The sequence below is a fragment of the Alphaproteobacteria bacterium genome (assembly GCA_004295055.1).
Lineage (GTDB): Bacteria > Pseudomonadota > Alphaproteobacteria > SHNJ01 > SHNJ01 > SHNJ01.
Genome location: SHNJ01000012.1, coordinates 121784 through 135259, shown reverse-complemented (window position 1 = coordinate 135259; position 13476 = coordinate 121784). Strand labels below are relative to the sequence as shown.

The 13476-nt window shown below is 50.0% G+C and carries 14 protein-coding genes; 10 read left to right on the top strand and 4 right to left on the bottom strand.

Annotation, left to right across the window (positions count from 1 at the left end):
* Nucleotides 1–116 precede the first annotated feature (116 nt).
* The 3 genes from odhB to EYC62_03370 all read left to right on the top strand — a co-directional run bounded on the left by odhB (nt 117) and on the right by EYC62_03370 (nt 4290).
* Nucleotides 117–1349 carry a 2-oxoglutarate dehydrogenase complex dihydrolipoyllysine-residue succinyltransferase gene (gene odhB / locus EYC62_03380; GenBank protein TAH36153.1) on the top strand — a complete coding sequence of 411 codons (1233 nt, stop codon included), beginning with the start codon at nt 117–119 and terminating at the stop codon, nt 1347–1349.
* A 118-nt stretch (nt 1350–1467) separates the two neighbouring features.
* Entirely contained in the window at nt 1468–2892 is a 1425-nt protein-coding gene (gene lpdA, locus EYC62_03375; GenBank protein ID TAH36152.1) for a dihydrolipoyl dehydrogenase, read from the top strand.
* Between the two features lie 222 nt (nt 2893–3114).
* A complete protein-coding gene (locus tag EYC62_03370; protein ID TAH36151.1) occupies nt 3115–4290 on the top strand; it encodes a Fic family protein in 1176 nt (391 codons plus the stop codon).
* Nucleotides 4291–4292: 2 nt separating this feature from the next.
* On the opposite strand, the gene EYC62_03365 is transcribed toward EYC62_03370, so the two are convergent.
* Nucleotides 4293–4532, bottom strand: coding sequence for an XRE family transcriptional regulator (locus EYC62_03365; GenBank protein ID TAH36150.1), 240 nt, complete (start codon nt 4530–4532; stop codon nt 4293–4295).
* Nucleotides 4533–4645: 113 nt separating this feature from the next.
* On the opposite strand from EYC62_03365, the gene EYC62_03360 reads away from it, so the two are divergent.
* Nucleotides 4646–5266, top strand: a complete 621-nt coding sequence (locus EYC62_03360) for a porin family protein (GenBank protein ID TAH36149.1) — start codon at nt 4646–4648, stop codon at nt 5264–5266.
* 184 nt (nt 5267–5450) lie between these two features.
* Here EYC62_03360 and EYC62_03355 read toward each other — a convergent pair whose 3' ends face one another.
* Entirely contained in the window at nt 5451–6476 is a 1026-nt protein-coding gene (locus EYC62_03355) for a tyrosine recombinase XerC (protein ID TAH36148.1), read from the bottom strand.
* Nucleotides 6436–7137 carry a DUF484 family protein gene (locus EYC62_03350; protein TAH36147.1) on the bottom strand — a complete coding sequence of 234 codons (702 nt, stop codon included), beginning with the start codon at nt 7135–7137 and terminating at the stop codon, nt 6436–6438. Before EYC62_03350 ends, EYC62_03355 begins: the two co-directional genes overlap by 41 nt.
* A 241-nt stretch (nt 7138–7378) precedes the next feature.
* Here EYC62_03350 and EYC62_03345 point away from each other — a divergent pair, with 241 nt between their 5' ends.
* The 4 genes from EYC62_03345 to EYC62_03330 all read left to right on the top strand — a co-directional run bounded on the left by EYC62_03345 (nt 7379) and on the right by EYC62_03330 (nt 9969).
* Nucleotides 7379–7933, top strand: a complete 555-nt coding sequence (locus EYC62_03345) for a hypothetical protein (protein TAH36146.1) — start codon at nt 7379–7381, stop codon at nt 7931–7933.
* Between the two features lie 67 nt (nt 7934–8000).
* Entirely contained in the window at nt 8001–8537 is a 537-nt protein-coding gene (locus EYC62_03340; GenBank protein ID TAH36145.1) for a hypothetical protein, read from the top strand.
* 61 nt (nt 8538–8598) lie between these two features.
* Nucleotides 8599–8892 carry a TIGR04076 family protein gene (locus tag EYC62_03335; protein ID TAH36225.1) on the top strand — a complete coding sequence of 98 codons (294 nt, stop codon included), beginning with the start codon at nt 8599–8601 and terminating at the stop codon, nt 8890–8892.
* 6 nt (nt 8893–8898) lie between these two features.
* Nucleotides 8899–9969 (top strand): aldo/keto reductase, encoded by a 1071-nt coding sequence (locus EYC62_03330; GenBank protein ID TAH36144.1) that lies wholly within the window; start codon nt 8899–8901, stop codon nt 9967–9969.
* Here EYC62_03330 and fsa read toward each other — a convergent pair whose 3' ends face one another.
* On the bottom strand, nt 9970–10626 hold the full coding sequence (gene fsa / locus EYC62_03325) for a fructose-6-phosphate aldolase (GenBank protein ID TAH36143.1): 657 nt from the start codon (nt 10624–10626) through the stop codon (nt 9970–9972). It lies immediately after the preceding gene.
* A gap of 103 nt (nt 10627–10729) precedes the next feature.
* Between fsa and priA the strand changes: the two genes are divergently transcribed.
* Together priA and atpH are read left to right on the top strand one after the other, a co-directional pair.
* A complete protein-coding gene (priA, locus tag EYC62_03320) occupies nt 10730–12727 on the top strand; it encodes a primosomal protein N' (GenBank protein ID TAH36142.1) in 1998 nt (665 codons plus the stop codon).
* Between the two features lie 81 nt (nt 12728–12808).
* Nucleotides 12809–13462: an ATP synthase F1 subunit delta gene (gene atpH / locus EYC62_03315; GenBank protein TAH36141.1), complete on the top strand. Its 654-nt coding sequence runs from the start codon at nt 12809–12811 to the stop codon at nt 13460–13462.
* The last annotated feature ends 14 nt before the right edge of the window (nt 13463–13476 follow it).

Below are 13476 nucleotides of genomic sequence, written 5' to 3'. Positions count from 1 at the left end.
GAACGCACAATCCACGCTAACATACTGAAAAATATGATAAACCACCTTTGTTTGCTGGACAAAATGCCAGAAAAACGTATATATTTAGGCGCTTCTTCTTATAAAGGAATTTCCCGATGTCCACCGAAATCAAAGTCCCATCTTTGGGCGAATCTGTTTCCGAAGCCACCATCGCAAAATGGCTGAAAAATCCTGGCGACGCTGTCAAAGCCGACGAGCCGGTTGCGGAATTAGAAACCGATAAAGTCACGGTCGAAGTTCCCGCGCCCACCGCGGGCGTGTTATCCGAAATTCGCGTACAAGCCGGACAAAATGTAAAAGTCGGCGCGGTAATCGCCACCATCGGCGCCGGCACGGGCAAAGTTTTCGCGGCTCCCGCCGCTGCGCCTGTTGCGCCAAAACCTTCCTCCGCCAAGGCTTCGGAGGGCGGGTCAGAAATTAAAATTTCTTCTGACAAATCCGGCATGTCCGCCGAAGCCTTGGCGAAGGCGGGTCCTGCCGCGCGCAAGGCGATGGCGGAAACTGGAAATACGCCGCAAACTGGCAGCGGCAAAGACGGCCGCGTTACCCGCGCCGATGTGTTCAACGCGCCGGTTCCGGTGGCACAAGCCACGAGCACCAGGGTTGGTGTGGCGGCTGGTGCGAGTGGCGCAAGAGAGGAACGCGTGAAGATGTCGCGCTTGCGCCAAAAAATCGCCGAACGTTTGAAGCAGGCGCAAAATACCGCCGCGATGCTCACCACATTCAATGAAATCGACATGACGGCGGTGATGAATTTGCGCGAACAATACAAAGAATCGTTCGAAAAAATGCATGGCGTGAAGCTTGGTTTCATGTCGCTGTTTGTCAAGGCCGCGATTCAAGGCTTGAAAGAATTGCCAGCGGTGAATGCCGAAATCGCCGGCGATGAAATCATTTACAAAAATTATTACGATATCGGCGTTGCCGTCGGCACCGAACAGGGCTTGGTCGTTCCCGTGGTGCGCGACGCGGATGCGTTGTCGTTCGCGGAGATCGAGAAAAAAATCGGCGAATTGGGCCGCAAAGCCAAAGACGGCAAGCTCGGTATTGATGAATTGACTGGCGGTACATTCACCATCACCAATGGCGGTATTTATGGGTCGTTAATGTCGACGCCAATCTTGAACCCGCCGCAATCCGGCATTCTGGGCATGCATAAAATTCAAAAACGCCCAATCGCCGTCGGCGATAAATTGGAAATTCGCCCGATGATGTATGTGGCGTTATCTTATGACCACCGCATTATCGACGGCCGCGAAGCGGTTACGTTCCTGGTGCGGGTAAAAGAATGCATCGAAGATCCGCAACGTCTGTTGCTTGCTATGTAATCAATTTCCCCTCCCTTTGGGAGGGGTATGGGGAGGGTTAGGTTCGGTTTCGAATCTACTGTAAGGAGAGAGGGCTTTACCCCCGCCTTACCTCCCCCAAAGGGGGAGGAATTATTTTATGTCTGAAAACTCATTTGATTTAGTTGTCATCGGCGCCGGGCCAGGCGGATATGTCGCGGCGATTCGCGCCGCGCAATTGGGGATGAAGGTTGCCTGCGTTGAAAAACGTGCAACCCTTGGCGGCACTTGTTTGAATATTGGCTGTATCCCATCGAAGGCATTGTTAAACGTCACCCACAAATTCGAAGAAGCGCGCGATCATTTCGCTGGCCAGGGCATTTCGGTCGGCAAGGTCGATGTCGATGTCGCCAAAATGATGGCGCACAAGGATAAAATCGTCGGCGATCTGACCAAGGGGATCGATTTCCTGTTCAAGAAAAATAAAATCGCCCGTTTCCTTGGCACTGGCACGATTACGGCCGCAGGCGAGGTTACCGTTGCGGTGGACAGCAAGGGTGAAAAACAAGTTTTAAAAACCAAAAAGATTTTAATCGCAACGGGATCGGATGTGATTTCTCTGCCCGGTATTGCCATCGACGAAAAATCGATTGTATCGTCCACTGGTGCGCTGGAATTGACATCGGTGCCGAAACACATGGCGGTGATTGGCGGCGGCGTTATTGGTCTTGAAATGGCGACCGTATGGCGGCGTTTGGGCGCGCAAGTGACCGTGATTGAATATTTGGATCGCATTGGCGGGCCGCTGGATCTGGAAGTATCGAAAAATCTGCACCGCGCTTTGACGAAAATGGGCATGGATTTTCGTCTCGCGACCAAGGTTACTGGCGCCAACAAACAATCCAGCAAGGCAAAAACTAGCGTCACATTGACGGTGGAACCGGCGGCTGGCGGCGCACGCGAAGAAATCGAAGCCGATGTGGTGCTTGTTGCGGTCGGGCGCAAGGCGAATACGGCCGGGTTGGGCCTCGATAAAATCGGCGTGAAAATGGACGAACGCGGCCGCGTGGCGGTGAATGAGAATTTTGAATCGAACGTGCCTGGCATTTTTGCGATTGGCGATGTTATCGCCGGACCAATGTTGGCGCATAAGGCGGAGGAAGAAGGCATTGTGTGCGTTGAATTAATGGCCGGGCAACACCCGCATATTAATTACGATATGATCCCATCGGTAATTTACACCTGGCCCGAAGTCGCCAGCGTCGGCAAAACCGAAGAAGAATTGAAATCGGCAGGCGTAGCGTACAAGGCCGGAAAATTCCCATTTGCGGCGAATTCCCGCGCCAAATCGAATGATGACACAACAGGTTTTGTGAAAATTTTGGAAGATAGCAACACCGGTAAAATCCTCGGCGCGCATATTATTGGCCCTGATGCCGGAACCTTAATCGCAGAAATTACATTGGCGATGGAATTTGGCGGATCGGCCGAAGACATCTATCGTACCTGCCACGCCCACCCAACATTGAACGAGGCCGTGAAAGAAGCCGCGCTCGCCGTCGATGGCCGCGCGGTGCATGTTTGATTATCATTAAACCATTGATATTAAATATATTTTTTAACTTACAAAAAACATTATTTTTGTTAGTTATGGCAATTTAGCTTTCAAAAATGTTAGTTTGGATTTTTTAAATAACGAAATATGCATATTTCGTTATTTATAATCTTGTAACTTTCAATAATGTTAGTTATATTAAAATAACTAACAAAAATCTAAATTTTTGTTAGTTAAGCAATAGGTTCAACAATGTCGAACAATAAATCAACCCGGATCGGACAATACATTAAATGCGGCCAAGGTACGGAAGAACCGTATACGGCCTATTTTCCGACTTCGTTGCCGCCGGTTCCGCCTATAGAAATGGAAAATTTGTACGCTTTGTTGGAACAAGCCAACACGGCTTTGGGACGTCTAGACAGCATCAGCGTTGTTTTACCAGATCCATCGCTGTTTCTATATATGTACATCCGCAAAGAAGCGGTTCTATCTTCGCAAATCGAAGGCACGCAATCGTCATTGTCGGACTTGTTGCTTTTCGAGAGCGAACAAGCGGCGGGCGTTCCCATCGATGACGTAACCGAAGTATCCTGTTACGTGACGGCGATGAATTATGGATTGCAGCGGTTGCAGGAACTTCCTTTGTCGCTGCGCCTGTTGCGCGAAATTCATGCCAAGCTGATGAGCAATGCCCGTGGCGGCCGTAAAGATCCGGGCGAATTCCGCCGTTCGCAAAATTGGATTGGCGGAACTCGTCCTGGAAACGCCCAATTCGTTCCGCCGCCGCCGGATAGATTGATGGAATCGTTGGATGCTTTTGAAAAATTCCTGCATGACAAATCAATAAAGCTGCCGATTTTGATTAAGGCGGCGCTGTCCCATGTGCAATTTGAAACTATTCATCCGTTTTTGGACGGCAACGGGCGGCTTGGGCGCTTGTTGATCACTTTTATGCTGTGCGCGGAAGGCGTTTTGAAGCAGCCGTTATTGTATCTCAGTTTGTATTTGAAAACCCATCGCCAAGCCTATTACGATCATTTGCAATCGGTGCGCGCCACCGGCGATTGGGAAGGATGGATTGAATTCTTTTTAGAAGGGATCATCCATACGGCGACTCAAGCGGTAACCACCGCAAAATCCATCCTGGATTTGTTTGAGCGCGACCGCGTAAGAATAGAAACATCTGGTCAATCGACCACCACCGTCCTTGGCATATTCAATCATCTGCAATATCATCCGATCGTGAACACGACCATGTTACGGCAAGTTACCGGTAAGGCCTTGCCCACCGTTCTGCGTGCGCTGGCGGTTTTGCAGAAACTGGGCATCGTCAAGGAAATTTCCGGTCGCGCAAGAAACCGGGTTTTTATGTATGCGGAATATATTGACGTTCTGAACGATGGGGTCGAGAAAGCCAACGACTAGCATTACCTCTTCCCGCCAAACACCGCAGACAGAATCGCTTGATAATCCGCCTTGATTAAACGGCAGATATGCATAAATTCTACTATATCCAAACGCCGTTCATAGGTTTCATAGCGCGATACGAATGGTTGCGGCTTATTTAATTTGGCCGCAAGGTCCACTTGCCGAATCCCAGCTTTTTTGCGGGCGGCGATCAGAAGGTCAACGATCTTCCGGTAATCTTTGTCGTATACGGATTCCAATTAAATCAAGCTCCAACCGGTGGTGAGGCTTGACTTGTATATACGAAAATGGAATATACAAATTATGTATATACATTTTCTGTATATTTGTCAATTCATCTAAGGGAGTTATTATGAAACGTCTATTATTAAGTATCTTTCTCTTATCTACGCTGGCGGTCATACCGGTGGCGAGGGCTGCGGATAATGCGGTGAAACCAGGCTTGTACGGTTCGCTCGGCCTCTCGCATGTCACACTGCGCGATTCGGATTTTTCCGATGGCACGGATAGCGTGACGGTCGAATCCGATGGCGGTTATGGCATCATGGCCGCGTTGGGCTATCGCTTTACCAATAACCTGCGCGCTGAAGGCGAGATCGCTTATCGCCATAATGATCTCGATAATGTCGAAGGTATCGATTTAAACGGCGATGCCAAGGCATGGTCGTTTATGGCCAACGGTTATTACGATTTCAACACGGGCGGCGTGCAGCCTTATCTGGGCGCTGGCATTGGCGTCGCGCGGGTTTCGCAAGACAGTACTTTTACCGTCGGTGGATTTACCTATGATAGCGAGGGCAGCGATACGGTATTGGCGTACCAAGCCATCGTCGGCGTTGCGGTTCCGGTCGCAACCGATACCAATATTGGCGTCGAATACCGCTATTTCGGTACGCAAAATCCCGAGGATGAAGGCGTCGAGGCGGAATATGGCACGCATAATATCGGCGTGCGGTTAAATCACTCGTTCTAATTTCCTCTGACTAAAGAAACGGCCTGTTGGGAGTGCTCACCCGGCAGGCCGTTTTTTGTTCTTGTGATCATAAATTAAATTCCCCTCCCTTTGGGAGGGGTAGGGGAGGGTTAAGTTCTTAAGGGCTTAACCCCCTACTGCAAATGCTGTGCATTTGCACCTCCCCCAAAAGGGGAGGAATTTTTTACCCGCTTTTCTTCCCCCGTGGATGCGCGCGCGCGTGAATGTCGAGCATTTTTTCGACTTCGACTTGGGCGTACCTTTGTGTGGTCGATAAATTGGCGTGGCCCAGCAATTCCTGAATGCTGCGTAAATCGGCGCCGCCATTTAATAGATGCGTGTCGAAGCTGTGGCGCAGGGCATGTGGCGTCGTATGTTCCGGCAATCCCATCGCGGCGCGCAATTGCCGCACCATGCCGGCGATATTGGTGCGTTGTAACCGTTTGCCTTTTTGGCCAATAAATAACGGATCATTCGCGGCCAGGGGCAGGGGGCAATGATCGATATAATCCCGCACCGCCTTTTGTATTTGCGGCAAAATCGGCACGACGCGTTGTTTATTGCCTTTGCCGGTAATCACCGTTGTGTCATTTACCGGCGCATTGTTGCGATTCAATCCGACCACTTCGCCAACCCGCATTCCCGCGCCGTACATCAACGCGAACATCGCCATATTGCGTTTTTGTATCCAGGGTATGTCGGATAAAATATCGCTGCCGTCCAATAGCGCCTCGGCTTCCGCCCCGGCGATCGCGCGCGGCAGTGTTTTGGGCAATTTGGGCGAGCGGATCACGGTGATCGCCGCGTTCTGCCCGTATTCTTTTTTGGCCAGGAATTTATAAAAACTGCGGATGGTCGATAGGATCCGCGCGATGCTGACGCGCTGCATTCCCGCATTATGGCGCGAAGCCATGAAAGCGCGGAAATCCGCGGCCTCTAGCCCTAACAGGGTTTTTAAATTTAATTCGCCGCCAGTGTGATCTTGCAGGAACGATAAAAAATATACGAAGTCTTTTTGATAACGCTCGATGGTTTCGGGCGAATAACGCCGTTCGCTTTGCATCCATTCGAACCAATGGGCAATCGCCTTTTGCAATTTGGTGTCGCAAAATTGCGGGAACATGAAAATAGTGTATAGGGGTTGGCGGATGGTGGCTAGGGAATTGCGATTATTCGCCAACCGTAATCCATTGCGTGATACAGATTTCAACTACTTGGCCCAGAAACGCCAGCAATTCGCCGCCGAATGCGGTCTGAAACGCATTGACCTTGCGCGATCCCAGCGCCAGCATCGCATCGGGAATCGTATCGCTGATATATAGGCGGATTAACGCGTCCGATTGCACCAGCGCCGCGGCCGCGCCGAAAATAGCTGGATCGGGATCGATTTCCCCGCGCAGCAATATATGCCGCGTGCCCATGACCTCGTCGATATATAACGGGTCCAGAATTTGAATGCCGGGCATTGCGGTTCCGGTCGGCATGATATCGTTCGCCTCGAAACACAGCATCACCGCATCCAAATCGAGCTGCATGGCAAGGTCCGATGCGATCACATACAATAAATCTTCAAGGCCGTTGGCGGACAATAGCGAGATGATGGCGGAATGCACGCGCTGCTGCGCGGTTATATTTTCACGCGTGTTATGAATCAAATCGGTGTTGACGCCGCGCAGTTTGCTGTTATCCGCTTGCAATTTGCGCAGCATGAAATTTTGCAAATCCATCACCTTGCCGCCTTCATGCCGCGATGGCGGGGTCAGCAATTCCAGCAACGCCGGATGTTTCAGCAAAAAGTTCGGATGTTTTTCCAGATAATCCAAAACTTGCTGTTCGGTGACCTTGTCGCTATGGGGTTTGCGCGTAACCATATATTAAGTATGTGATTGAAATGATTAAAAGACCGCTAATACATAGGCGAAAAAACCGCGCTGTAAAGTCAATAATTCGCTTGACGGGGTTTAAAAACTGGTGTTGGATAATGGCATGACACATAAAACGGTTTCTTATTTCTCTTCTGCAATCTGGTGGCGCTAAGCCGCACAGAACCGTTTTACTTATTTTTCCCCTTACAATTTAAGTTTTTAAATTTTCTCGCAGAAGAGGTTTATCATGTCTACTACCACCATCGATGCCACAGGTTTATTTGCCGGTGCCGTAAAATCGGCCCCTATCGCTAAAATCCGCCCCTTGGGGCCTTTGAGCGATTTTGTGGTCGAGGAACTGCCCAACCGCCTATCCGCCATTCGGTTCGCTCAATCTAAATCCGCGCAACAAACCGGTCCTTTCGGCTTAGGACAGCAAGGCGATAGCACAGAGAAATTGGCCGCCGATATCGAAGGGTTGATTGCGGGAAAACAGTTTCATGTTCCTCATGCCAAAACCAATCTGGCAAGACTGGATTTGATGATGCTGGAGGCTGGCTTGCGCGCAATCGGCACTGTTCCAGGCGCAGGATTGCAAACTTTAATCGATGACGCTTCGCGGGAAACCGGCCAGCAGCCGATTTTATCGTATCAGGACATTATTATCGATAATCCGCCCGGCGATTTGCGCACTTTTACCACAGGCGTTATCGGCAAGCAGGAAGCCGATTTTTATCGCGGCCACCAAATGATCGAAAGCTGTCTTTGGCTCGGCCATCGCTTCTCTGCAACAATTCATTGATCAGCCAGCCGCCGCCAACACCGCGTTAAAAGCCGCCTTGCCGCATTTGCAGCAAGTCGTTCAGATCATGCAGCGTTTTCATGATCTTGATGCAAAAGCATTCGACCAATTCCGAGTATTTTTCGCCAGCAAGGAATGCCCGGTGAAAATGGCGGGGCCGAGCGGACTTTATTCCAGCAAAATTCCAACCTTGGATATTTTACTTAGTGGCCGGCATTTGCCGCCGCATATGAATGAATTTCTGGCGGCGCATGATATTTCTTATCCCAAGCGTGAACAACCAACGCGCACTGCTGTAAAGCAAGATGCCGCGAACGGCCGTTGTGTGCTGGATGTCATTCATGATTTGGGCGATCCGGAATCCTTGGCGGCGGATTATGCCGATTTGCAAGCGGCTTTATCGAAATTTCGCAGCACGCATATGCAAGCGGTGGTGAAATTTATCCCAGGCCTGATTGAAGGGCACAAACTGGGCACCGGCGGCGAAAGCGTCGATTTGTTGCGTGCGCGCAATTCCATGCATGGCGATGCGCAAAAACGTTGTCCGTTTCATGGTTTAACCGAATTGATCTCCAAATTCAGAGGAAGGTGTCCCCGTGCTTAAGAAAAAATCGGCCAAAAAACCAAACGATGATTTCGAATTATACGATTTGCGGGTGACGACCATGCCGCTCGCGCGCGGCAAAAAAATGGGATGCAATCATCCGGTTGGATCCTATTTCGAGCTCAGTGGCGAGAATCTAAAGCTGGGCCAGAAAACATTTCCGATCTATTCACTGGCAGCGATTCTGCCGTTACTGCCGGCGATGCAACGCCAGGTGCAGGATAATGATTGGATGAGCACGGATCATATCATCGCTTGTCCAGATCCGAATTGCGGCGGACGGTTTCAAATCACCCGCATCGGCAAGCGCAAATTTCAATATTCCAAAACAACTTTAACCAAAAGGAGAAAATAAAAACTAATGTTTAGTCCTATAACACAATATAAATTAACCGCAGGGTATGAAATTCCGCGCATTATCAAAGGTTGCTGGCAGTTATCGTCCGGCCACAGCGATGTGGACCGAAGCCAGGCTCTAAGCGATCTGGGGGCCTATATCGACGCGGGTTTTACCGCGCTTGATTGCGGCGATATTTATACAGGTGTTGAAGAATTGATCGGCGATTATATTCGCGGCAACCGCGGTAAAAAGGTGCAAATTCACACCAAATACGTGCCGGATCTTGATTGTTTGGATAAGGTTGATTTTGCCGGCACGCAAGCCGTGATCGACCGTTCTCTGCTGCGTTTAGGAGTAGAGAGTTTGGATCTGGTGCAATTTCACTGGTGGGATTTTGCCGTGCATCGGTATGTTGAAGTCGCGCAGCATCTGGCAGCATTGCAAAAGCAAGGAAAGATCCGCCATATTGGCGTAACCAATTTCGATGGCGCGAGATTGCAGGAATTGTTACGCGCTGGCGTGCCGGTTGTCAGCAATCAGGTGCAATATTCGGTGCTGGATGATCGTCCGGGTCAGGATAAAATATTACGTGATGTTTGCCGCAATCATGGCGTGCGTTTGCTAGCGTATGGAACTATGGCTGGCGGCTTTTTGCAAGAATCGAATTTAGGCGCCGCGCCGCCGGAGCCTCCGTTTCAAAATCGTTCGCAAACCAAATACCATCTGATGATCGAAGAATTCGGCGGATGGGAATTGTTCCAGGAATTATTGCGAACTTTGACAAATATTGGAAAGAAATATGATGTTAGTCCAAGTGCGGTAGCAAGCGCCTATGTTCTGCGTTGTACAAATGTAGCAGGGGTTATTGTCGGCGCGCGAAACCAGGCGCATTTGACGGAAACGATACTAATCCAACGATGCAGCCTTAGCCCGGACGATGTTGGAAAAATTCAAACGGTACGATCCAAAGCCAAGGGGCCGAATGGACCGGTATATGGATTAGAACGCGACCGCGACGGACCGCACGGTAAAATCATGCGTTATGATTTGAACACTGCGGTGATGCCTAGGCGCGAATTAGCTCGTACCTGATTAAAGAATGCTTTGTCCGGTTTTTTGCCAATCGGCAACAAACTGGGCAAGACCTTTGTCCGTCAACTGGTGATGGAATAATTGCTTGATGATTGCGGCTGGAATGGTGGCTACATGCGCGCCGACTTTGGCCGCTTCGACCACATGTTCCGGTTTTCGCACCGATGCCACCAGGATCTGCGTGTCGAAATCCGAATATTGCTTATATATTTGCGCGATATCGGCAATCAATTGCATGCCGTCGACGCCAATATCATCCAGGCGTCCAACAAATGGCGATACAAAAGTCGCGCCGGCCTTGGCCGCCAGAATTGCCTGCGCCGGCGAGAAACACAGCGTCACATTGACCATAATATTTTTGGCGCGGAAAGTTTTACAGGCTTTCAGCCCATCCGGTGTCAAAGGCACTTTGACCGCAACGTTTTTGGCGATCTTGGATAATTTCAACCCTTCTTTGATCATGGCGTCATAATCGGTTGCGGCAACCTCGGCCGAAACCGGCCCATCGACGATTTTGCAAATTTCGGCAATGACTTCGAGGAAATTGCGCCCCGATTTGGCTACTAACGACGGGTTGGTGGTTACCCCATCCAAAAGCCCGGTTGCGGCCAATTCCTTAATTTCCTGCACATCGGCGGTATCGACGAAGAATTTCATTTTTTTCCTCAAAGGGTTTGCGGGTTAGGGTTTACGGTTTAGAAGGGGTGGTAGAGAATAATTTTCCCTATACCCAAAACCCTAAACCCTATACCCTAATGCTATGACATTAACCACAAACCAGGATGTCTTTCAAGTCTTGCTGCCTTTACCCTTAAAGGATTGCTTTGACTATAAGATCCCAGCCAATATTGCCACCGCGACGGGCAGTTACTTGCGCCTGCCATTCGGGCCAAAGGAAATGGTCGGCATCGTTTGGGGTAAAGGCGCCGGCAATGTGCCGGATCATAAATTAAAAGCTGCCAACGACAGCCTGGATCTGCCGCCATTGACCGATGCGATGCGGCAATTCGTGGATTGGGTGGCGACATACACCATGAATCCGCGTGGTGCTATTTTAAAAATGGTGATGGCGGAAAAATCGGTGTTTGCCGTGCCAAAACGTGCTCGCAAACCGGTGACCGCAAAAAGTTACGATTATCGTCCGCCTAATATATCGTTGGAACCCGAACAACAACGCGCCGCCGATGATTTGGTTGGTAAATTAGGCCGCGGATATTCAGCGACTTTATTGGAAGGCGTTACGGGATCGGGAAAAACCGAAGTCTATTTTCAGGCGATTGCCAAGGCGTTGCAGGAAAAAAAACAAGTATTGTTGCTGTTGCCGGAAATTGCGCTGTCGGCGCAATTATTGCGGCGGTTTCAAGATGAATTCGGCGCGGCTGCTACGTTATGGCATTCGGATTTGAAATCCACCGAGCGGCGGCAAAACTGGCTGGATATTGTCACGGGTCGCGCGCGAGTGATTATCGGTGCGCGTTCGGCGTTGTTTTTGCCGTACAAAGATTTAGGCCTGATTGTGGTCGACGAAGAACATGAAGGCGCATTCAAGCAAGAAGAAGGCGTGTTATATCACGGCCGCGATATGGCGGTGGTGCGCGCACATTTGGAAAAAATACCTATTATATTGGTCTCCGCGACCCCAAGTTTGGAAACGGCCGCCAATGTGCAATCGGGCAAATATCATCATTTGCATTTATCCAAACGGTACAGCGGCGCGAAATTGCCGGATATTCAGATAATCGATCTGCGCACCCACAAATTGCCGCGCGGACGGTGGATTTCCGATGTTTTACAAAAAGCGCTCGCGGATAATTTGCAATCGCGGCAACAAAGCCTGTTGTTTTTAAACCGGCGCGGCTATGCGCCATTAACCTTGTGCCGCACATGCGGTCACCGCATGCAATGCAAACGGTGCAGCGCCTGGCTGGTGGAACATCAAAAAACCGGCGAGCTATGTTGCCATCATTGCGGGTTTACCATGCGCAAACCGCAAAACTGCCCATCATGCAAAAAAGAAAATGATTTGCATCCGATCGGACCGGGGGTGGAGAGGATAGAAGAAGAAGTAAAACAATTATTTCCATCCGCGCACGTGGCGGTGATGTCCAGCGATCTGACCGAAAGCGCGCAAAAAGTGGCGGAGTTGGTGCAGGCGTTGGAACTTGGCGAAATAGATATCGTGATCGGAACGCAAATGATCGCCAAGGGTTATCATTTCCCTCGTCTAACATTGGTTGGTGTTGTGGATGCGGATCTCGGTCTTGCTGGCGGGGATTTGCGCGCCGCCGAACGCACACATCAATTATTATTGCAAGTTGCTGGCCGTTCGGGCCGCGAGGATTTGCATGGCAAGGTTTACTTGCAGACCCATTTGCCGGATCACCCGGTATTACAGGCCATCGCGCGCGGCGATGACGAGGCATTTTATGCCTTGCAAATGGAAGAACGCAAATTGCTGTCCATGCCGCCATTCTCGCGTTTGGCATCGGTGGTAATTTCGGGGGCAAACCAATCCATGGTCGAAGAACATGCGGGGAAATTGGCGCGCGCTATCCCGCATAATATTACGGGCTTGCAAATATTGGGCCCTGCGCCAGCGCCCTTATCGCGCCTGCGCGGTAAATACCGGATGCGTTTTCTGGTCAAGGCGGCCAAGAATCTCGCAATCCAGGACCATTTACGTGCCTGGGTGGGATCACAGCCCCATTCCCGCGCCATTAAAATTCAAGTGGATGTAGATCCGTATAGTTTTGTCTAACTTTGCGTCAAAAATTTATATTTTGTAATAAAGTTTCGCCAGATCTCGCTAAGTATGACCGGTTTTTCCACGGTCTGACCAATCCAGAATTTTCCAGATATTTCAAAGAGAAAGCTTGCACTACCGGGTTTCGGATGCTATAAAGCGCGCGAATTTAAAAAAGGAAAAAACGTGGCAGGAATTTATTCGGTTAACGCGCAATTGGTCAATCGCTTTTGCAAGGCTTTGCTGGATTTGGCGATTCAGAATAATGCCGTCGACACTATTCAACAAGAATTGCAGAAATTGGGCGCGGCGATTGAACAAAGCCCGGAATTGAGAACATTGATCGAAACGCCGATTTTACGCCGCGAACAAAAATTAAACGCCATCGTGGAAATTTTGAAAAAATCGGGCGCCAGCGGATTGCTGGTCAATTTCGCCGGAATGCTGGCGAATAATAATCGTTTGAATTTACTGCCTGAAATTGTCGGATCGTTTGCCGAAAAATTGGCGGAAATGCGCGGGGAAATCGCCGCCGAAGCAATCTCGGCGCGCCCACTGGAAGCCGCGCAAATGCAGCAATTGCAAACAGAAATCAGCAAAATGTTTGCCGGCAAGAAAATTGTCGTAACGTCGAAGGTAGATCCAAATTTACTTGGCGGCGTTGCGGTGCGTGTTGGATCGACAATGATCGACGGTTCCTTGCGCACCAAATTCGAAGGATTAAGTCTGGCGTTAAAAGGCGCCGCTTAGGTTTTAATACGGAA

Excerpts from the sequence above, each read along its gene's own strand:
- odhB (TAH36153.1), top strand. The coding sequence starts at position 117 with ATGTCCACCGAAATCAAAGTCCCATCTTTGGGCGAATCTGTTTCCGAA.
- lpdA (TAH36152.1), top strand. The coding sequence starts at position 1,468 with ATGTCTGAAAACTCATTTGATTTAGTTGTCATCGGCGCCGGGCCAGGC.
- EYC62_03370 (TAH36151.1), top strand. The coding sequence starts at position 3,115 with ATGTCGAACAATAAATCAACCCGGATCGGACAATACATTAAATGCGGC.
- EYC62_03360 (TAH36149.1), top strand. The coding sequence starts at position 4,646 with ATGAAACGTCTATTATTAAGTATCTTTCTCTTATCTACGCTGGCGGTC.
- EYC62_03350 (TAH36147.1), bottom strand. The coding sequence starts at position 7,137 with ATGGTTACGCGCAAACCCCATAGCGACAAGGTCACCGAACAGCAAGTT.
- EYC62_03345 (TAH36146.1), top strand. The coding sequence starts at position 7,379 with ATGTCTACTACCACCATCGATGCCACAGGTTTATTTGCCGGTGCCGTA.
- EYC62_03340 (TAH36145.1), top strand. The coding sequence starts at position 8,001 with ATGCAGCGTTTTCATGATCTTGATGCAAAAGCATTCGACCAATTCCGA.
- EYC62_03335 (TAH36225.1), top strand. The coding sequence starts at position 8,599 with ATGCCGCTCGCGCGCGGCAAAAAAATGGGATGCAATCATCCGGTTGGA.
- EYC62_03330 (TAH36144.1), top strand. The coding sequence starts at position 8,899 with ATGTTTAGTCCTATAACACAATATAAATTAACCGCAGGGTATGAAATT.
- fsa (TAH36143.1), bottom strand. The coding sequence starts at position 10,626 with ATGAAATTCTTCGTCGATACCGCCGATGTGCAGGAAATTAAGGAATTG.
- priA (TAH36142.1), top strand. The coding sequence starts at position 10,730 with ATGACATTAACCACAAACCAGGATGTCTTTCAAGTCTTGCTGCCTTTA.